The 16,648-nt window shown below is 71.7% G+C and carries 15 protein-coding genes; 9 read left to right on the top strand and 6 right to left on the bottom strand.

What is annotated here, in order from left to right; genetic code table 11:
• The first annotated feature begins 166 nt into the window (after nt 1–166).
• On the top strand, nt 167–961 hold the full coding sequence (locus LRS14_RS20185; RefSeq protein ID WP_046114404.1) for a transglutaminase family protein: 795 nt from the start codon (nt 167–169) through the stop codon (nt 959–961).
• Between the two features lie 13 nt (nt 962–974).
• Here LRS14_RS20185 and LRS14_RS20180 read toward each other — a convergent pair whose 3' ends face one another.
• From LRS14_RS20180 to LRS14_RS20165, 4 genes are all read right to left on the bottom strand, one after another.
• The gene (locus LRS14_RS20180; RefSeq protein WP_257800826.1) at nt 975–3,248 is read right to left on the bottom strand and encodes an ATP-binding protein; all 2,274 of its coding nucleotides are present in this window, start codon (nt 3,246–3,248) and stop codon (nt 975–977) included.
• Nucleotides 3,249–3,254: 6 nt separating this feature from the next.
• Entirely contained in the window at nt 3,255–3,773 is a 519-nt protein-coding gene (locus LRS14_RS20175; RefSeq protein ID WP_257800825.1) for a molybdopterin-dependent oxidoreductase, read from the bottom strand.
• Nucleotides 3,774–3,856: 83 nt separating this feature from the next.
• A complete protein-coding gene (locus tag LRS14_RS20170) occupies nt 3,857–4,246 on the bottom strand; it encodes a YchJ family protein (protein WP_257800824.1) in 390 nt (129 codons plus the stop codon).
• A 10-nt stretch (nt 4,247–4,256) separates the two neighbouring features.
• Nucleotides 4,257–5,267, bottom strand: a complete 1,011-nt coding sequence (locus LRS14_RS20165; protein WP_257800823.1) for a helix-turn-helix domain-containing GNAT family N-acetyltransferase — start codon at nt 5,265–5,267, stop codon at nt 4,257–4,259.
• Nucleotides 5,268–5,340: 73 nt separating this feature from the next.
• Here LRS14_RS20165 and yaaA point away from each other — a divergent pair, with 73 nt between their 5' ends.
• Nucleotides 5,341–6,126: a peroxide stress protein YaaA gene (gene yaaA / locus LRS14_RS20160; protein ID WP_257800822.1), complete on the top strand. Its 786-nt coding sequence runs from the start codon at nt 5,341–5,343 to the stop codon at nt 6,124–6,126.
• Nucleotides 6,123–6,974, top strand: a complete 852-nt coding sequence (locus LRS14_RS20155; RefSeq protein WP_046114407.1) for a 2OG-Fe(II) oxygenase — start codon at nt 6,123–6,125, stop codon at nt 6,972–6,974. The genes yaaA and LRS14_RS20155 overlap by 4 nt, the downstream gene beginning before the upstream one ends.
• An 18-nt stretch (nt 6,975–6,992) precedes the next feature.
• Here LRS14_RS20155 and LRS14_RS20150 read toward each other — a convergent pair whose 3' ends face one another.
• Together LRS14_RS20150 and LRS14_RS20145 are read right to left on the bottom strand one after the other, a co-directional pair.
• A complete protein-coding gene (locus LRS14_RS20150; RefSeq protein ID WP_046114408.1) occupies nt 6,993–7,472 on the bottom strand; it encodes a hypothetical protein in 480 nt (159 codons plus the stop codon).
• A 159-nt stretch (nt 7,473–7,631) separates the two neighbouring features.
• Nucleotides 7,632–9,125, bottom strand: coding sequence for a DEAD/DEAH box helicase (locus LRS14_RS20145; RefSeq protein ID WP_257800821.1), 1,494 nt, complete (start codon nt 9,123–9,125; stop codon nt 7,632–7,634).
• Between the two features lie 1,102 nt (nt 9,126–10,227).
• Here LRS14_RS20145 and ettA point away from each other — a divergent pair.
• The 6 genes from ettA (at nt 10,228) to LRS14_RS20120 (ending at nt 16,645) form a co-directional block, all read left to right on the top strand.
• Nucleotides 10,228–11,892, top strand: coding sequence for an energy-dependent translational throttle protein EttA (ettA, locus tag LRS14_RS20140; RefSeq protein WP_046114410.1), 1,665 nt, complete (start codon nt 10,228–10,230; stop codon nt 11,890–11,892).
• Nucleotides 11,893–12,036: 144 nt separating this feature from the next.
• Nucleotides 12,037–14,001: a C1 family peptidase gene (locus LRS14_RS20135; protein ID WP_257800820.1), complete on the top strand. Its 1,965-nt coding sequence runs from the start codon at nt 12,037–12,039 to the stop codon at nt 13,999–14,001.
• 101 nt (nt 14,002–14,102) lie between these two features.
• Complete coding sequence (locus tag LRS14_RS20130; protein WP_257800819.1) at nt 14,103–15,224, top strand: sensor histidine kinase; 1,122 nt, start codon at nt 14,103–14,105, stop codon at nt 15,222–15,224.
• Nucleotides 15,221–15,805 (top strand): response regulator, encoded by a 585-nt coding sequence (locus tag LRS14_RS20125; RefSeq protein WP_310740861.1) that lies wholly within the window; start codon nt 15,221–15,223, stop codon nt 15,803–15,805. Before LRS14_RS20130 ends, LRS14_RS20125 begins: the two co-directional genes overlap by 4 nt.
• Nucleotides 15,691–16,005: a LytTR family DNA-binding domain-containing protein gene (locus LRS14_RS30375; RefSeq protein WP_310740860.1), complete on the top strand. Its 315-nt coding sequence runs from the start codon at nt 15,691–15,693 to the stop codon at nt 16,003–16,005. The genes LRS14_RS20125 and LRS14_RS30375 overlap by 115 nt, the downstream gene beginning before the upstream one ends.
• Before the next feature lie 88 nt (nt 16,006–16,093).
• Nucleotides 16,094–16,645, top strand: coding sequence for a hypothetical protein (locus LRS14_RS20120; RefSeq protein WP_257800818.1), 552 nt, complete (start codon nt 16,094–16,096; stop codon nt 16,643–16,645).
• Nucleotides 16,646–16,648: the final 3 nt, after the last annotated feature.

Below are 16,648 nucleotides of genomic sequence, written 5' to 3'. Positions count from 1 at the left end.
GGCAGGGGCAACTTCACGGCGGCGGTGACCCAGCAGTCTATCCAGCCCAGCCCGGCGCCACGCTGACGGCCAGATGACGGCGCTGTCATCTGCGTGGCGGCGCAGGCGGACGGCAAGGCACGGCTGTTGCCTCAGTCCAGGCCACCGCCCCTCCGCAGAGCCCGCCATGTCACGCCATTTCCTCATCGACTGCGAGCTGAACTACGAAGTCCAGCAGCCCAGCACCTTCATCTTCAAGATCGAGGCCGCCTTCACGCCCGAGCAGTCGATCGGCGACGAATCGCTGACCACGATCCCGCCGGTGCCCATGGGCCGCTACACGGATCCGCTGGGCAACCGCACGCTGCGGCTGAACGTGGGCGCCGGCCCCTTCAGCATCCGCTACCAGACCACCGCCACGGTGCGGCGCATTCCCGGCACCGAGAACATGCGCGAGACGCCCACCGCCTACCTGCCGCTGGACGTGATGCCTTTCCTCACCGGCAGCCGCTACGTGGAATCGGAGCTGATCTTCCATGACGCGGTGCGCTGGATCGGCACCGCCGACCTGGGCTTCCGGCGGGTGGAGCGCATCTGCCAGTGGGTGCGCGACAACGTGAAGTACGAGGTGGGCACCAGCAAGCCCTACGGCACCACCCGCGACGTGCTGGCCAATCGCACCGGCGTGTGCCGCGACTACGCCCACGTGGCCATCGGGCTGTGCCGGGCGCTGAACATCCCGGCGCGTTTCGTGGTGGGCCATGTGGAGTGGGCCGATCCGCCGCCCGACTTCCACGCGTTGTTCGAAGCCTGGCTGGAAGGCCGCTGGGTGATGTTCGACCCCACCGCGATGGCCGATCCGCTGGACGTGATCCGCATCGGCACAGGGCAGGACGCGGCCGACCTGCCGTTCGCCACCATCTTCGGCGCCGCGCAGATGACCCGCATGGCGCCGCTGGTGTTCCGCCAGGGCGGCGACTGAAGGCCGGGGCGGCTCAGGCGTGCACCTGGGCCGGTGCGCCGGCGGGCTGGTTGGCGGGCGGGTCGGCGGGCGGGTTCACGGCGACGGCGGCCTCTGCCAGCCCTTCGCGAGCGATCTGCAGCAGCTGACGCACCTGGGCCACCGCCTGCGCCGACACCTGCTGCGGCACCGGCGTGGTGCGCCGGAGCAGCTGTTCCAGCGCCAGGCAGGGCGCCGTCAGCTGGCCGAAGCCGAAGGAGCCGGCCGTGCCCTTGAGCGTGTGCACCAGCCCGGCCAGGGCCGGCCAGTCCGCCTGCGCGGCGGCCTGCTCGATGGCCGCCAGCTGCTGCGGCAGGCCCTGGCGGAAGAGCGCGGCCAGCTGCGCCATCTCCTGCGCGAAGCCTTCGTCCTCGGCCGCCGGCGCGGCCCGCGCCAGCCGTTGCGCCAGCACCGCATGGAAGCGCTGCAGCTGCAGCGGCTTGGCCAGCACGTCGTCGAAGCCCAGCGCCAGGTAGTGCTGCACGTCGCTGGCCATCACGTTGGCCGTCAGCGCCACCACCGGGCCGCGGTAGCCGCCGCTGCGCAGCCGGGTGAGGGCGGCCGCACCGTCCAGCACCGGCATCTGGATGTCCATCAGCACCAGGTCGAAGCGGCCGGCCAGCGCCGCGCGCACCGCCTGCTCGCCGTCGCCCACCACCTCGGCCTGCAGCCCGGCGCGGCGCAGGTAGGCGCCGATGAGCCGCTGGTTGTCGCTGCCGTCCTCGGCCAGCAGCACGCGGCCCTGCAGCCGGGCCACGGCGGCCGGCGGCGCAGCCTCCGCCTCGCCCTCGGCCGCGGTACCGGCAGCCAGCCAGCCGGGCGGCCACGGCGCGGCCGCGCGCAGCGCCTCGCGCGAGACGGGCAGGCTCAGCTCGAAGCGGCTGCCCACGCCCCACTGGCTGCTGGCGGCGATGCTGCCGCCCAGCGAGGCCGCCAGCTGGCTGGACAGCGACAGCCCCAGCCCGGTGCCACCGAAGCGCCGGGTGATGGAGGCATCGGCCTGGGTGAAGGGCTGGAACAGCCGCCCGCACTGCGCCGGCGTCATGCCGATGCCGGTGTCGGTCACCACGAACTGCAGCGTGCCGCCGGGCTCGTGCAGCCGCAGCGCCAGCGTGACTGAGCCTTCATGGGTGAACTTGACGGCATTGCCGCACAGGTTGAGCAGGATCTGCTTGAGCCGCAGCGCGTCGCCGTGCACCAGCAGCGGCAGCGGCGCCTCGGCATGCAGCTCGAAGGCCAGGCCCTTGTGGCGGGCCCGCGGCATCACCAGCGTGGCCACCTCGCGCAGCAGCGTGGGCAGGTGGACGGGCCCCAGCGCCAGCTCCAGCTTGCCGGTCTCGATCTTCGACAGGTCCAGGATGTCGTTGATCACCTGCAGCAGGTGCTCGCCGTTGCGGCGGATGGTGTGCACCGCCTCGGCGCGTTCGGCCTCGTCCTGCGCCGGGTCCAGCAGCAGGTCGGCAAAGCCGATGATGGAGGTGAGCGGCGTGCGGATCTCGTGGCTCATGTTGGCCAGGAAGCTGCTCTTGGCACTGCTGGCCGCCTCGGCCTCCCGGCGGGCCTCGCGCCAGCGGGCGGCCAGTCCCTGCAGCGCCTGCCCGCGGTCGGCCAGCGCACGCAGCTGGTGCACCACCACCGCGGCGAAGGCCAGCGTCAGCAGGCCCTGGAAGATGGTCAGGCCGATGGCCATGTGGTTCTGCTCGCGCACCGCCTGGTTGCGGTTGCCCACCAGGTCGGCCACCTGCACCGTGGCCCAGAGCGAGAGTTCGTGCAGCTCGGTGGCCAGCGGCTCCAGCCCTGCCAGCAGCGCCGGCACGTCGGCGGCGGTGAAGGGGCGCTCGGGCTGCGGGCCCAGCAGCCGGTCGGCCTGCTGCACGAACTCGTCCAGCCGGGCCAGGGTGCGGGTCTGCAGCGGCGCCACGGGCATCACCACCGCGGTGCGCTGCGGTGCCACCAGTGGCAGCCGGCTGACGAAGATGTCGTAGCGCTGCTGCAGCGCCTCGCCGTCCAGCCGGTCGGGATGGCGCGCGGCTTCACGCAGCTGGTCGCGCAGCAGCAGGTATTCGCTGTGCAGCTGGTAGAAGCTCCAGACGATGTTGTCGCTGTTGTACTGCACCGATCCCGACAGCAGCGCCAGCTGCCGGTGCTGCACCCAGCCCACCACCGCGAAGGCCATCAGCAGCACCGCGGCGATCGCGACCAGCCAGCGGTGGGTGCGCGGGCGGCGGGGCGCGGCCAGCAGCAGCGCATCGGCCTCTTGCGGGGGCATGGGAGGTCAGTCCACCTCGATGCGGCGCAGCTGCCAGGCGCTGCGGCTGTAGTACTTCTCCGATTGCAGCTCCGCGCTGGTGCTGAAGGGATAGACGATGAACAGCGGGCCGCGCTCGCGCACCGGCATCGGCTGGCCGTCGAGCAGCCGCGCGACGATCACGTCGAAGCGCGCGGCATCGTCGGCCGGCAGGTCCACCTTGTAGTCGTTCAGGGCCACCGCCCGCAGCGTGCGACCGCGCACGCCGGCGGCAGCCAGCACGTCGCGCAGCAGCGGGCCGGTGAAGCTCACCGGCTGCGGGTACCACGGCGTGCTGGTGCGGAAGCTGCGCTGCGGCAGCCGCTCCAGCGCGGCCATGTCGAAATCCACCGCGGAGCGGCCGGCGGCCTGCACGGTGAGCACGGTGCGGCCCGGCCTGGCGCCGGGCGTGGCCTCGGTCTGGGCCCGGGACGCCGGGGGCGCCAGCGCCGCGACCGGCAACAGGTGGAGGGCATGGCGAAGCAGGCGGCGGCGCGAGTGGTCCATGGCAGGCCCCTCGATGGCGGCGCAGGCCGTCTTGCGGCATGGGGCATGCCGTTTATCGACCGGGGCGCCACCGGCCTTGAGGGTCAGCCGGCGTGCAGCGTGCCGTCCAGGTAGTACCAGCGGCCGGCCTCGCGCAGGAAGCGGCTGGTCTCGTGCAGGCGGTGGGCGCGGCCGGCCAGCTTGCTGCGTGCGACGAACTCCACCGTGGCCTCGTCCTCGCCGAGCGGCACATGGCGGCGCACCTGCAGGCCGAGCCAGCGCAGTCCGGGCTCGAACAGCACCTCGGCCGGCCGGGTGCGCGGATGCCAGGTCTGCAGCAGGTAGTCGGCGTCCTGCAGCACGAAGGCGCTGTAGCGCGAGCGCATGAGCGCCTGCGCATCCGGTGCGCGCAGGTGCTCGGGGCCGCTGTGCCAGCGGGCGCAGCAGTCGGCCAGCGGACGGCCGCTGCCGCAGGGGCAAGGCAGGGTGTACATGGGCGGCAGCTTAGCGGGCGGGCCCCAGCTTGAGCTGCCAGGTCTCGCCCACCATGGGCACGCCGAAGTCGGCATGCGGCTCGCTCTTGACCAGCTGCCAGCCATGGCGGGCATACAGCCGGCGGGCGCCGGCCAGCATGTCGTTGGTCCACAGCATGATGCTGCGGTAGCCGCACTCGCGCGCGAAGGCGATGCACTGCAGCACCAGCCGGTCGCCCACGCCCGCGCCGCGCGCATCGGGCTCCACCAGCAGCATGCGCAGCTGGGCCACGCCCTTCAGCGGCTTGCCGCTGGCTTCGTCGCGCGCCTGCACCAGGAACACGCTGCCCAGCGGCCGGCCCTCGCGCTCGGCGATCCAGCAGGCCTCGCGGCGGGCGTCGAACTGCTCGACGAAGCGGGAGCACAGGCCGGCCACCAGCGCCTCGAAGCGCAGGCCCCAGCCGTATTCGGCGTCGTACAGCGCGCCGTGGCGGGCGATCACCCAGCCCATGTCGCCCGGGCGGTGCGGCCGCAGCTGCACGCTGCCGCCGGGCGCGGCCAACAGGTCCATCAGCGTGGCCGCGCTCTGCACCAGCGCCTGGCGGCTGGCCGCCGGCACGCTGGCCAGCAGCCCGGCGGTGCGCGCCTGCGACTGCTGGTCCAGCGGCGCGAAGGCCTTGCGCCCGGCCGCGGACAGCCGCAGCAACGTCTGCCGCGCGTCGTGCGGCGCGGTCTGGCTGCGCAGCAGGCCCCGCGCCTTCAGGCCGGCCAGCAGCCGGCTCAGGTAGCCCGGATCCAGCTCCAGCTCGCGCGCCAGCGCCGCGGCGCTGATGCCGTCGTGGTGCGCCAGCTCCCACAGCAGCCGCGATTCCGGCAGCGTGAAGCGCGAGTCCAGCAGATGCTCGTGCAGCAGGCCGATGCGCCGGGTGTAGAAGCGGCTGAAGCGCCGCAGCAGCTGCACCTGGGCCGGCAGCTGCGCCTGCGCCTGGGCCTGCGCGGTGGTGGCGGGGACAGGGGTGCGTGGGGTGGCGGCGGCGCTCATGGGCCCATGCTGCACCGGAAGCTTGCTTTTGGCAATCATCGGCGCGGGCGCGCTCGCCGTGATAATCGGTGCCATGCTCTTCGTGATCTCTCCCGCCAAGTCGCTCGACTACGAAACCCCGCTGCCGCCCGAGGTGCTGGCCCAGGCCACCGAGCCGGTGTTCACCGAGCAGGCCGCCGGCCTCGTCAAGCTGCTGAAGCCGCTGCCCGCCCAGGCTGTGGGCGAGCTGATGGCCCTGTCGGCCGAGCTGTCGCAGCTGAATGCCGCGCGCTACAAGGCCTGGACCCGCAAGGCCACGCCCGACAACAGCCGCCCGGCGGTGCTGGCCTTCGACGGCGACGTGTACGACGGCCTGCGCGCGCGCGAGATGGGCGCCGATGACCTGGCCTGGCTGCAGCGGCACCTGGCCATCCTGTCGGGTCTTTACGGCGTGCTGCGGCCGATGGACCGGCTGCAGCCCTACCGGCTGGAGATGGGCACCCGCCTGGCCAACCCGCGCGGGCCCGACCTGTATGCCTGGTGGGGCGACACCGTGGCCCAGCGGCTCAACCAGATGGCGGCGGAGAACGAGAGCCCGGTCATCGTCAACCTGGCCTCGCAGGAGTATTTCCGTGCCGCCCGGCGCGCGGTGCTGGCGCCGCGGGTGGTGGACTGCGTGTTCGAGGACTGGAAGACCGACCGCTACAAGATCATCAGCTTCTTCGCCAAGCGTGCCCGCGGCCTGATGGTGCGCTATGCGGTGCAGCAGCGGGTGGTCACGCCCAAGGGCCTGGAGGGCTTCGACCTGGACGGTTATCGTTTCGAGCCCGCCGCCTCGGAACCCGACCGGCTGGTGTTCCGCCGCAGGATGACGTCATGAGCAAACAGAGCATCACCCCCGAGCTGCGCGCCTGGATCGTCGCGCAGGCGCAGGCCGGCCATGGCCCCGAGACGCTGCTGGCCTCGATGAAGACCAGCGGCTGGGAGGAGGACGCCGCGATGCGGGCGATGGAAGAAGCGCTCAGCGGCTTCCTGGCCGAGCAGCACCAGGCCGGCGGCCCGCCCGTGCCGGTGGCGGTGCCCGACATCGCGCAGCCCGGCGGCGCCAACGTGCTGGACGCGGGCGACCGCGAGGTGCGGGTGGTGATGTCGCTGCGCAATCCGCGGGTGGTGGTGCTGGCCGGCCTGCTGTCGGACGACGAATGCGACGAACTGGTGGCCCTGGCCGCGCCGCGCATGGCCCGCAGCGAGACGGTGGACGTGGCCACCGGCGGCAACGAGGTGAATGCGGCGCGCACCAGCCGCGGCATGTTCTTCGAGCGGGGCGAGAACGAGGTCGCCCGCAAGCTGGAAGCCCGCATCGCCCGGCTGCTGGAATGGCCGGTGGACCATGGCGAAGGCCTGCAGGTGCTGCACTACGGCCCCGGCGCCGAATACCGGCCGCACCACGACTACTTCGACCCGGCACAGCCGGGCTCGGTGCCCATCCTGAAGCGCGGCGGCCAGCGGGTGGCCACCATCGTCACCTACCTGAACACCCCGCCGGCAGGCGGTGGCACCACCTTCCCCGAAGTGGCGCTGGAAGTGGCCCCGGTCAAGGGCCATGCAGTGTTCTTCAGCTACGACCGCCCGCATCCGGTCACCCGCACGCTGCACGGCGGCGCGCCGGTGATCACGGGCGAGAAGTGGGTTGCCACCAAGTGGCTGCGGGAGAACGTGTTCAGGTAGCCGCGAACGGCCGTCCGCTCAGCGTTTGCCGCCGCTCGCCGGGTTGGCCGGACCGGTGCCACCAGGCGCCCAGGGCTGCAGCAGCCGGCTGCGCACGATGCGCTCCCACTTGCGCTGCTCCCAGCTCTGCGGGCCTTCCACCGGCCAGCGCGCCAGGTCGGCCTGCACCTGGGCCAGCGGCACCCGCAGGTAGCCCGGCAGCTTGCGCGGAAACAGCGACCAGCCACCGCGCAAGGCACGCGGCAGCGGCGCCCGCGCGGCGGGCACCCAGTACACGCAGGGCTTGTCCTGCCAGAAGGCCTGGCGCTCGAAATGCACCCGGCCGGCGATGCCGGAAGCCGGCGGCAGCAGCAGGGCGTCGGTGGCGGTGAGCAGCACCGCATAGGCGAGGTCGCCGGGCGTCTCGCCGCCGCGGTGGTAGGCCAGGATCACACGCTCGATCTCGGTGGCCGGCACGCGGTCCAGTTCTTCGTCGCCGCGCAGGATCAGCAGGTCCATGCCCTGCCAGGCGGTGAGGGGGGGTATCTCGCATCGTCAGGCGCCTTGGTTCAAGCGCCCGACCTTAACCACCGTTGGCCGGCAGAGCTGTGACGAGGCGCGTCAGGATGCAAGCGGCAGCGGCCGGCGTCCCTGGAGGATGCCGGCCGCTGCCGGGGTTCAGCGCTTGGGTTGCGTCAGCCGCGGGCCGTTGGACGAGCCTCCGCCGCCACCGCCACCGCCACGCCGGGCGGGCTGGCCGCCGGCACGGTTGCCACCGCCGCCGCCACCACCCCCATTGCCGCCGCCGCCGCCGTGGGCCGCGCGGGGTGCATGGTTGCCGCCACCGCCGCCGGACGACCCGGCACGCCGCGGCTCACCGCCGCGCGGATCGGCCGGACGGCCACCGCCGGCCCGGCCACCACCACCACCGCCGCCGCCGCCCGGGCGACCGCCCCGGCTGCCGCCGCGCGGCGCACCGACGCCGATGGTCATGCGGCCCAGCACGATGGGCTCGGCCCGCTCGCCGGCCGGCACGTCGAAGCCCGGCACCGTCTCGCGCGGGATGCTGCGCTTGATCAGCTTCTCGATGTCGGCGAGGAAGAGTTCCTCGTCCAGGCACACCAGGGACACCGCCTCGCCCTGCGCACCGGCGCGGCCGGTGCGGCCGATGCGGTGCACGTAGTCCTCGGGCACGTTGGGCAGCTCGTAGTTCACCACGTGCGGCAGTTGGTCGATGTCGATGCCGCGTGCCGCGATGTCGGTGGCCACCAGGCAGGTCAGGTCGCCCGACTTGAAGTCGGCCAGCGCCTTGGTGCGTGCACCCTGGCTCTTGTTGCCGTGGATGGCCATGGCGCTGATGCCCTGGTCGTTCAGGTACTCGGTCAGCCGGTTGGCACCGTGCTTCATGCGCGTGAACACCAGCACCTGGTGCCAGTCCTCGCTCTTGATCAGGTGCGCCAGCAGCTCCTTCTTGCGGTCGCGGCCCACCGGATGCACCTTCTGCGCGATGGTGTCGGCGGTGGCGTTGCGGCGGGCCACCTCCACCAGCGCCGGCTTGTTCAGCAGGCGGTCGGCCAGGGCCTTGATGTCGTCGCTGAAGGTGGCCGAGAACAGCAGGCTCTGCTTGCTCTGCGGCAGCACGGCCAGCACCTTCTTGATGTCGTGGATGAAGCCCATGTCCAGCATGCGGTCGGCTTCGTCGAGCACGAAGATCTCGACCTTGCTCAGGTCCAGCGTGCCCTGCTGGTGGTGGTCGAGCAGCCGGCCGGGCGTGGCCACCAGGATGTCGACGCCGCGGCGCAGCTTGTCGACCTGCGGCTGCATGCCCACGCCGCCGAACATCACCATGCTGGTGAGCTTGCTGTACTTGCCGTAGGTGCGGACGCTTTCTTCCACCTGGGCGGCCAGCTCACGCGTGGGCGTGAGGATGAGGCCGCGCACCGGCACGCGGCCGCGGGCGTCGCGCGCGGCGGGCTTGTCCATCAGGCGGTGCAGCAGCGGCAGCGTGAAGCCGGCGGTCTTGCCGGTGCCGGTCTGGGCGCCGCCCAGCAGGTCGCTGCCCGACAGCACGATGGGAATCGCCTGGGCCTGGATCGGCGTGGGAGTTGTATAGCCATGTTCGAGCACGGCACGGAGGATCGGCTCGGCGAGGCCGAGTTGGTCGAAGGTCATCTAGGAGCCCGCACGTTGCGGGAGTACCTGCCTGCTGCCGCTCGCGGAAGGAGGGCACCAGTCGGAAGGCGGGGAGGTAGGTATGGAACGTCGGAATCGACTGCGGCCTCGTGACTGGAAGCGAGGCCGCTGCGCCATTGTACGGGGTGGCTCGTCAGGGCCGTTGCGCGGGTCTGGGCGGGGTGTCAGTGCTTGTTTGTTCGACCGCCGTGCGGGGTTGGGCAGAGTCCGCAGGTGCTGTTCTTGTTCGGCCTGTATGCGGGGGGCGGAGGCCGCAGGTGCTGTTCTTGTTCGGCCGCCACGCGGGGGGCGGTGCCCGGCGGGGCTCATGCTGGGGTGGTCCGGCCCTGCGGGCCGGACTCCGCTGCGGTGCTCGCGCCGAGGTCGCGCGGCCCAACTCGCTTTCGTTCGCTTCGCTCACTGCCGCTCAAACAGTCGGCCGCGAGTCAGTTCACGAAGCGCGCTGAAGCGCGCCGACCTCGGCACTGCGCTCCTCGCCACCCCACAAATCGCCCCACCGGGCACCGCCCCCGCGCGGCTCTGCTCTGCTGTGCGGAGAGGCTGCTGCAACCGCCCCGCAGCCCAGCACGCTCTGCCGTGCCAAGGCCGACGGCGCCAGCGCAGCACGGTCGTCGCGGACGGCGGCGCCGTTGCAAGGCACCTTCATGCACAACACCACGGCGGCGACATTTGCGCAGGGCCGCGCGGGCCGGCCCGGGGGCGCATGTGGAGCGCCGAGCAGCGCAGCGCCGGTGGCCGCGCGCGCAGCGCGCCTCGTGAACTGACTTGCGGCCGACTGTTTGAGCCGCAGTGAGCGCAGCGAACGAAGGCGAGTTGGGCCGCGGGCCACCGGCGTGAGCAGCGCCGGGCAGTCGGTGCGCAGCACCGACCGCGGAAGCTAAGCCCCCGGGTCGGCCCGCACGGCCCTGCGCAAACTGCCCACACCCAGCAAGTCACCCGCTGCGCAAGAACGACAAGCCGCGCCTCGTCAGCGTCACCAAGACCGATACCCGCCCAACCTGCCGAGAAATACCGCCCGGCAGGGATAATGCGTGCTTCGGCGCCCCTCGTCGGGTGCGCCACAGACTGCACTGCAGAACACATGGCCCAGTACGTTTTCACCATGAACCGCGTCGGCAAGATCGTGCCGCCGAAGCGGCAGATCCTGAAGGACGTCTCGCTCTCCTTCTTCCCCGGCGCCAAGATCGGCGTGCTCGGCCTCAACGGCTCGGGCAAGTCCACGCTGCTGAAGATCATGGCCGGCATCGACAAGGACATCGAGGGCGAAGCCGTCGCGATGCCCGACCTGAAGATCGGCTACCTGCCGCAGGAGCCGCAGCTCGACCCCGACCAGACCGTGCGCGAAGCGGTGGAGCAGGGCATCGGCGGCGTGCTGGCGGCCAAGGCACGCCTGGACCAGGTGTATGCCGAATACGCCGAGCCCGATGCCGACTTCGACAAGCTGGCCGCCGAGCAGGCCGAGTTGGAAGCCATCATCGCCGCGGCCGGCAGCGAGAACACCGAGCTGGTGATGGAGATCGCCGCCGACGCGCTGCGCCTGCCGCCCTGGGACGCCGTCATCGGCAAGCTGTCGGGCGGCGAGAAGCGCCGCGTGGCGCTGTGCCGGCTGCTGCTGAGCAAGCCCGACATGCTGCTGCTCGACGAGCCCACCAACCACCTGGACGCCGAATCGGTCGACTGGCTGGAGCAGTTCCTGTCGCGCTTCCCGGGCACCGTGGTGGCCATCACCCACGATCGCTACTTCCTCGACAACGCGGCCGAGTGGATCCTGGAGCTGGACCGCGGCCGCGGCATCCCCTACCAGGGCAACTACTCCACCTGGCTGGAGCAGAAGGAAAAGCGCCTGGAGCTGGAACAGCGCACCGAGGACGCCCGCACCAAGGCGATGAAGATCGAGCTGGAATGGGTGCGCAAGAACGCCAAGGGCCGCCAGGCCAAGAGCAAGGCGCGCCTGGCCCGCTTCGAGGAGCTGAGCGACGTCGAATACCAGAAGCGCAACGAGACGAACGAGATCTTCATTCCCGTGGCCGAGCGCCTCGGCCATGAGGTCATCGAGTTCAACAACGTCACCAAGAGCTTTGGCGACCGGGTGCTGATCGACGACCTGAGCTTCAAGGTGCCCGCGGGCGCCATCGTCGGCATCATCGGCCCCAACGGCGCGGGCAAGTCCACGCTGTTTCGCCTGATCGCCGGCAAGGAGCAGCCCGACAGCGGCACCGTGAGCATCGGCCGCACGGTGAAGATGGCCTTCGTCGACCAGAGCCGGGAATCGCTGGAAGGCGAGAAGACGGTGTGGGAAGACGTCTCGGGCGGGCTGGACAACATCGTCGTCGGCAAGTTCGTGATGCCTTCGCGCGCCTACATCGGCCGCTTCAACTTCAAGGGCAACGACCAGCAGAAGCTGGTGAAGAACCTGTCGGGCGGTGAGCGCGGCCGGCTGCACCTGGCCAAGACGCTTGCGCAGGGCGGCAACGTGCTGATGCTGGACGAACCGTCGAACGACCTGGACGTGGAAACCCTGCGCGCGCTGGAAGACGCGCTGCTGGAGTTCGCCGGCTCTGTGATGGTGATCAGCCACGACCGCTGGTTCCTGGACCGCATCGCCACCCACATCCTGGCTGCCGAAGGCGACTCGAAGTGGGTGTTCTTCGACGGGAACTACCAGGAGTACGAGGCCGACAAGAAGAAGCGCCTGGGCGAAGAGGGCGCCCGCCCGCACCGCCTGCGCTACAAGGCGCTGAAGTAAGCCGGTAAGCCGCGGCCTGCGCGCTGCACCGAATGACGGCCCGCCTCGTGCGGGCCGTTTGCATGGCGCCGCTGGGCATCGTTGGGATTGACCGCGCCCGCGCCGCGCCGGAGGATGCCTGCCCCCCCACCGGAGCGCCCGTCCATGGTCACGAAGAAGAGCACAGCCGCAACAGCCGCCGCAACAGCCGCCCAGTCCCCCGCCAAGCCAGCCAAGCCCGGCAAGCCCGCCAAGCCGCGTGCCAAGCCCAGGCCGCCGGCCTGGAAGCTCAGCGCCCGGCCCGATGCCATCGACTTCCGCGACCGGCTGTTCATGCCGGCCATCTCGATGTGCCCGGCGCCCACGCTGTTTCCGAAGATCGCGCTGCCAATCAAGAACCAGGGCGACACCAATGCCTGCACCGGCTTCGCGCTGTCGGCGGTGGCCGAGCATGCGCTGCGCGCTTCCAAGCGCGAGCTGGAGCCGCTGGTCTCGCCCTACATGCTGTATTCCATGGCGCGGCGCTACGACGAATTCCCCGGCTCGGTGGCCGACGAGGGCTCCAGCCTGCGCGGCGCGCTCAAGGGCTGGTTCAAGCATGGCGCCTGTGCGCTCGATCTGTTCCCCGCGCTGGAGATGCCGCCCGCGGCCGACGACATCGAGCGTGACTGGTGGTTTGACGCAGTGCGCCGGCCGCTGGGCGCCTACTACCGCATCACGCCGTCGCAGATCACTGACATGCATGCGGCGCTGAACGAGGCCGGCATCCTGTTCGTGAGCTGCGGCTGCCATGCCGGCTGGGACCAGGGCATGCAGCAGCCGTTGATGGCCGAGCGCCCCAGCAGCTTCGACGAGGTGTGGACCATCCCCGTCGAGCCCGGCTGGGCCGCCCATGCCGGCCATGCCTTCGTGCTGGTGGGCTACAACGAGCGTGGCTTCCTGCTGCAGAACTCCTGGGGGCCGGAGTGGGGCTCGCACGGCTACGCCATCCTCACCTACGACGACTGGCTGAAGAACGCGATGGACTGCTGGGTGGTGCAGCTGGGCGTGGTCACCCAGGACCACCGCGAGCTGGCCCGCACCGCCACGCTGCGGCTGGACCACCGCGGCAAGGTGGCGCTGGCGCAGAGCGAGGTGCTGCGCAACCGGGAGCTGGCGCCCTTCATCATCAACATGGGCAACAACGGGGCGCTGTCCAACAGCGGCGAGTTCCGCACCACGCCGGACGACGTGCGAGCCATCGCCGACATCCAGCTGGCGCGCGCGCGCGAGGCCTGGGGCCTGCAGGACGACGTGATCGACGTGTGCCTGTATGCCCACGGCGGGCTGGTCAGCGAGAAGTCGGGCGCCGAGATCGCCGCGCAGTGGGTGCCGATGCTCTACGACCGGCGCATCTTCCCCGTCTTCCTGATGTGGGAGACCGGCTTCATGGAGACGCTGGGCGCCATGCTGCGCGATGCGGTGGGCGGCGCGCCCAAGGTGGCCGGCGGCCTGGAGCGCTGGTGGAACCAGCGGCTGGAGCGGCTGCTGGCGCGGCCGGGCACCGCCATCTGGGGCGAGATGAAGGAGAACGCCAACCTCATCAGCCTGTACCGCGAAGGCGTGCCCGACGACCAGCAGGCCGGCGCGGTGCTGCTGTGGCAGCACTTTTCGAAGGCGGTGACCAACAAGAAGGTGCGCATGCATTTCATCGGCCATTCGGCCGGGGCCATTGCCGGCACCTTCCTCATCCACCGGCTGGCCGAGCAGGGCATGCGCTTCGAGTCGGTGAACTTCATGGCGCCGGCGGTGCGGCTGGACACCTTCGAGCAGCTGATGGTGCCCCTGCTGCGCAGCGGCCAGGTGGCCCGCTACCAGCAATTCAGCCTGACCGACCGCGCCGAGGAGGACGACTCCACCTGCGGCCCGTACCGCCGCTCGCTGCTGTACCTGGTGCGTGAATCCTTCGAAGGCGGTGCCACCACGCCCATCCTGGGCATGGAGCGCGACGTGCGCGAGCCGGCCAGGCAGTGGCCCAACACCTCGCTGGTGTTTGCGCCCGGCACCATCAGCGCCGCCACCACCCACGGCGCATTCGACAACGACAAGCTGACGGCCGAGCGCGTGCTGAAGTTCATCCAGGGCCGCTGAGCCGCCCGCCAGCCGCCGGCCGGCCCCCGCAAACCGCGGCCCGTCGCATGGCCGGTGCGGCGGCCGGCCGAAGCGGTGCGGCATGGCGCTATCGTCGCGGCATGACCGTACCGCCGCCGCCCGACACCGGCCCCGCGCCGGGCGCACCGCCGCCCTGGCCTTCGCTGCTGGGCCAGCTCACCCTGCGCAGCGTGGCCATGGCCGTGGCGATGGCCGTGGTGGTGGCGGCGCTGCTCAATCCGCTGTTCATGCCGCCGTTCCCGGTGGTGCTGGGCCGCACGCTGTTCCTGGCCATGGTGCTGCTGCTGGCCTTCCATGCCGCCGGCCGCCTGCCGGTGCACCGGTTGCCGGCCTGGATGCCGCGCTGGCTGCTGCAGCTGGCGGCCATCGTGCTGGCCGCGCCGCTGGCCACCGCCTGCATCTACCTGCTGTACGTGGGCGGCAACGTGCTGGTGCTGTTCGACAACCCGGGCGTGGTGGCCGGCTTCAGCTGGATTGCCGGCACCGGGCTGGTGCTGGGCCTGGTGCTGGCGCTGGGCGCCATGTACCGCGAGCGGGATGCCCAGGCCCGCAGCCAGGCGCTGCAGTTCGCGCTGGAGCGCGAGACGCTGGAGCGCCAGGCTGCCGATGCCCGGCTGGCGCTGCTGCAGTCGCAGATCGAGCCGCATTTCCTGTTCAACACCCTGGCCAATGTGCAGGCGCTGGTGGAAAGCGGCTCGCCGCGCGCGGCACCGGTGCTGCAGACGCTGATCGACTACCTGCGCGCCACCATCCCGCGTTTCCACGATGCCAGGCCCACGCTGGGCGACGAGCTGGCCCGGGTGCAGGCCTACCTGGCGCTGATGCAGATGCGCATGCCCGACCGGCTGCAGTGGCGGGTGGAGGCCGATCCGTCGCTGGCCCCGCTGCGTTTTCCGCCGATGGCGCTGCTGACGCTGGTCGAGAACGCGGTGCGCCACGGCATCGACCCCGGCGAGGACGGCGGCGAGGTGCTGGTGCAGGCGCAGCGCGATGCCGCCGGCGGCCTGTGCCTGGCGGTGCGCGACACCGGCGTCGGCCTGCCCGCGGAAGGCAGCGGGGCCGCGCCGGCCGGCACCGGCCTGGCCAACCTGCGCGCCCGGCTGCAGGCGATGTACGGCGATGCCGCGCGGCTGCATCTGGCCGCGCGCCAGCCGCAGGGTGTCGATGCCGAGATCCACCTGCCTGCCGAGGCGGCGCCATGACGGCCGGCACCGCCGCCACTGCGCTCATCGCCGACGACGAGCCGCTGCTGCGCGAGCACCTGGCCGCGCACCTGGCGCGGGCCTGGCCCGAGCTGCAGGTGCTGGCCCAGGCGCGCAACGGACGCGAGGCGGTCGCGCTGTTCGAGCAGCACCGGCCGCAGGTGGTGTTCCTGGACGTGCACATGCCCGGCGTGGACGGCATCGAGGCGGCGCGGCAGATCGGCCGCCGGGCGCACCTTGTGTTCGTCACCGCCTATGAGCAGTACGCGGTGCAGGCCTTCGAGCAGGGCGCGGTGGACTACCTGGTCAAGCCCTTCAACGAGGCGCGGCTGGCCGACACGGTGCAGCGCCTGCGCGAGCGCCTGCAGCGGCAGCCGGACCAGCCGGCGCCCGACGTGGCGCCGCTGCTGGACCGGCTGGCCGCTGCGCTGCAGCAGCGCGCGCCGGCGGTGCCGCGCTGGCTGCAGTGGATCAAGGCCTCGGTGGGCAGCACCGTCAGGCTGATTCCGGTGGACGAGGTGCAGTACCTGCGCTCGGACGAGAAGTACACGCTGGTGGCCTGGCAGGGGGCGATGCGCTGATCCGCCGCAGCATCCGCGAGCTGGCCGACGAACTGGACCCCGACCGCTTCGTGCAGATCCACCGCTCGGTCATCGTCAACCTGCACCATGTGGCGCAGGTGGTGCGCGGCGCCAACGACACCGCCGACGTGCTGCTCAAGGGCCGGCCGGAACGCCTGCCGGTCAGCCGCAGCTACCTGCACGTGTTCCGCCAGATGTGAGCGTGGCGCCGGCCGGCGCGCATTAGTTGGCGCCGCGGCGCTACACCCGCGGCGGCGGCGGCCGACATGGCTGGAAGCGAGGTCTTCCATGCGCATGCCCCTTCCTTTCCCTTTTCGACTGCTGCCGCTGTGGCTGGCGCTGTGCCTGGCCGCCCCGGCCCAGGCCGACTGCGGCGCCGCCGCGACGCCCGAGGCCACCCGCTGGCCGGCCGACGTGGTGCGCGGGGTGGAAGCCTTCCTGCGCCAGCATCCCGACGATCCGCAGGGCCAGCGGCTGCGCTCCGAGCGCGCGGGCGCGGAGCTGGCGATGCAGGCGCTGCAGCGGCGCGATGTGCGGCTGCACCGCAGCGCCTTCTGCGCCGACGGCGATGCGCTGCAGGACGAGCTGCACCGCGCCGCCCGCGGCGACCGCGAGGCCGCGCACCGCCTGGCCCGCCACTACCGCGGCCTGCCCGGCGAGCAGAACCGCTACGAAGGCTGGCTGCAATTCGCGGCCGCCCTGGGCCACGAGGGCGCCAGCTACGAGCTGGCGCTGCACTACCGCCGCACCGGCCAGCCGATCTATGCCGCGATGTACGAGGCGCGGGCGGTCGAGCGCGGCTTCGTCGTGCCGGTGGCGCTGGACAACGTGCGCAAGTAGCCA

Source organism: Aquincola sp. J276, from assembly GCF_024700035.1.
Taxonomy (GTDB): Bacteria; Pseudomonadota; Gammaproteobacteria; order Burkholderiales; family Burkholderiaceae_C; genus Aquincola; species Aquincola tertiaricarbonis.
This window is presented reverse-complemented; position numbering and strand designations above follow the sequence as displayed.

Coding starts and splice junctions, on each gene's coding strand:
- LRS14_RS20135 (WP_257800820.1), top strand. CDS start 12,037: ATGGTCACGAAGAAGAGCACAGCCGCAACAGCCGCCGCAACAGCCGCC.
- LRS14_RS20150 (WP_046114408.1), bottom strand. CDS start 7,472: ATGGACCTGCTGATCCTGCGCGGCGACGAAGAACTGGACCGCGTGCCG.
- LRS14_RS20145 (WP_257800821.1), bottom strand. CDS start 9,125: ATGACCTTCGACCAACTCGGCCTCGCCGAGCCGATCCTCCGTGCCGTG.
- ettA (WP_046114410.1), top strand. CDS start 10,228: ATGGCCCAGTACGTTTTCACCATGAACCGCGTCGGCAAGATCGTGCCG.
- LRS14_RS20125 (WP_310740861.1), top strand. CDS start 15,221: ATGACGGCCGGCACCGCCGCCACTGCGCTCATCGCCGACGACGAGCCG.
- LRS14_RS20175 (WP_257800825.1), bottom strand. CDS start 3,773: ATGGACCACTCGCGCCGCCGCCTGCTTCGCCATGCCCTCCACCTGTTG.
- LRS14_RS20180 (WP_257800826.1), bottom strand. CDS start 3,248: ATGCCCCCGCAAGAGGCCGATGCGCTGCTGCTGGCCGCGCCCCGCCGC.
- LRS14_RS20165 (WP_257800823.1), bottom strand. CDS start 5,267: ATGAGCGCCGCCGCCACCCCACGCACCCCTGTCCCCGCCACCACCGCG.
- LRS14_RS20170 (WP_257800824.1), bottom strand. CDS start 4,246: ATGTACACCCTGCCTTGCCCCTGCGGCAGCGGCCGTCCGCTGGCCGAC.
- LRS14_RS20120 (WP_257800818.1), top strand. CDS start 16,094: ATGCGCATGCCCCTTCCTTTCCCTTTTCGACTGCTGCCGCTGTGGCTG.
- LRS14_RS20155 (WP_046114407.1), top strand. CDS start 6,123: ATGAGCAAACAGAGCATCACCCCCGAGCTGCGCGCCTGGATCGTCGCG.
- LRS14_RS20130 (WP_257800819.1), top strand. CDS start 14,103: ATGACCGTACCGCCGCCGCCCGACACCGGCCCCGCGCCGGGCGCACCG.
- yaaA (WP_257800822.1), top strand. CDS start 5,341: ATGCTCTTCGTGATCTCTCCCGCCAAGTCGCTCGACTACGAAACCCCG.
- LRS14_RS20185 (WP_046114404.1), top strand. CDS start 167: ATGTCACGCCATTTCCTCATCGACTGCGAGCTGAACTACGAAGTCCAG.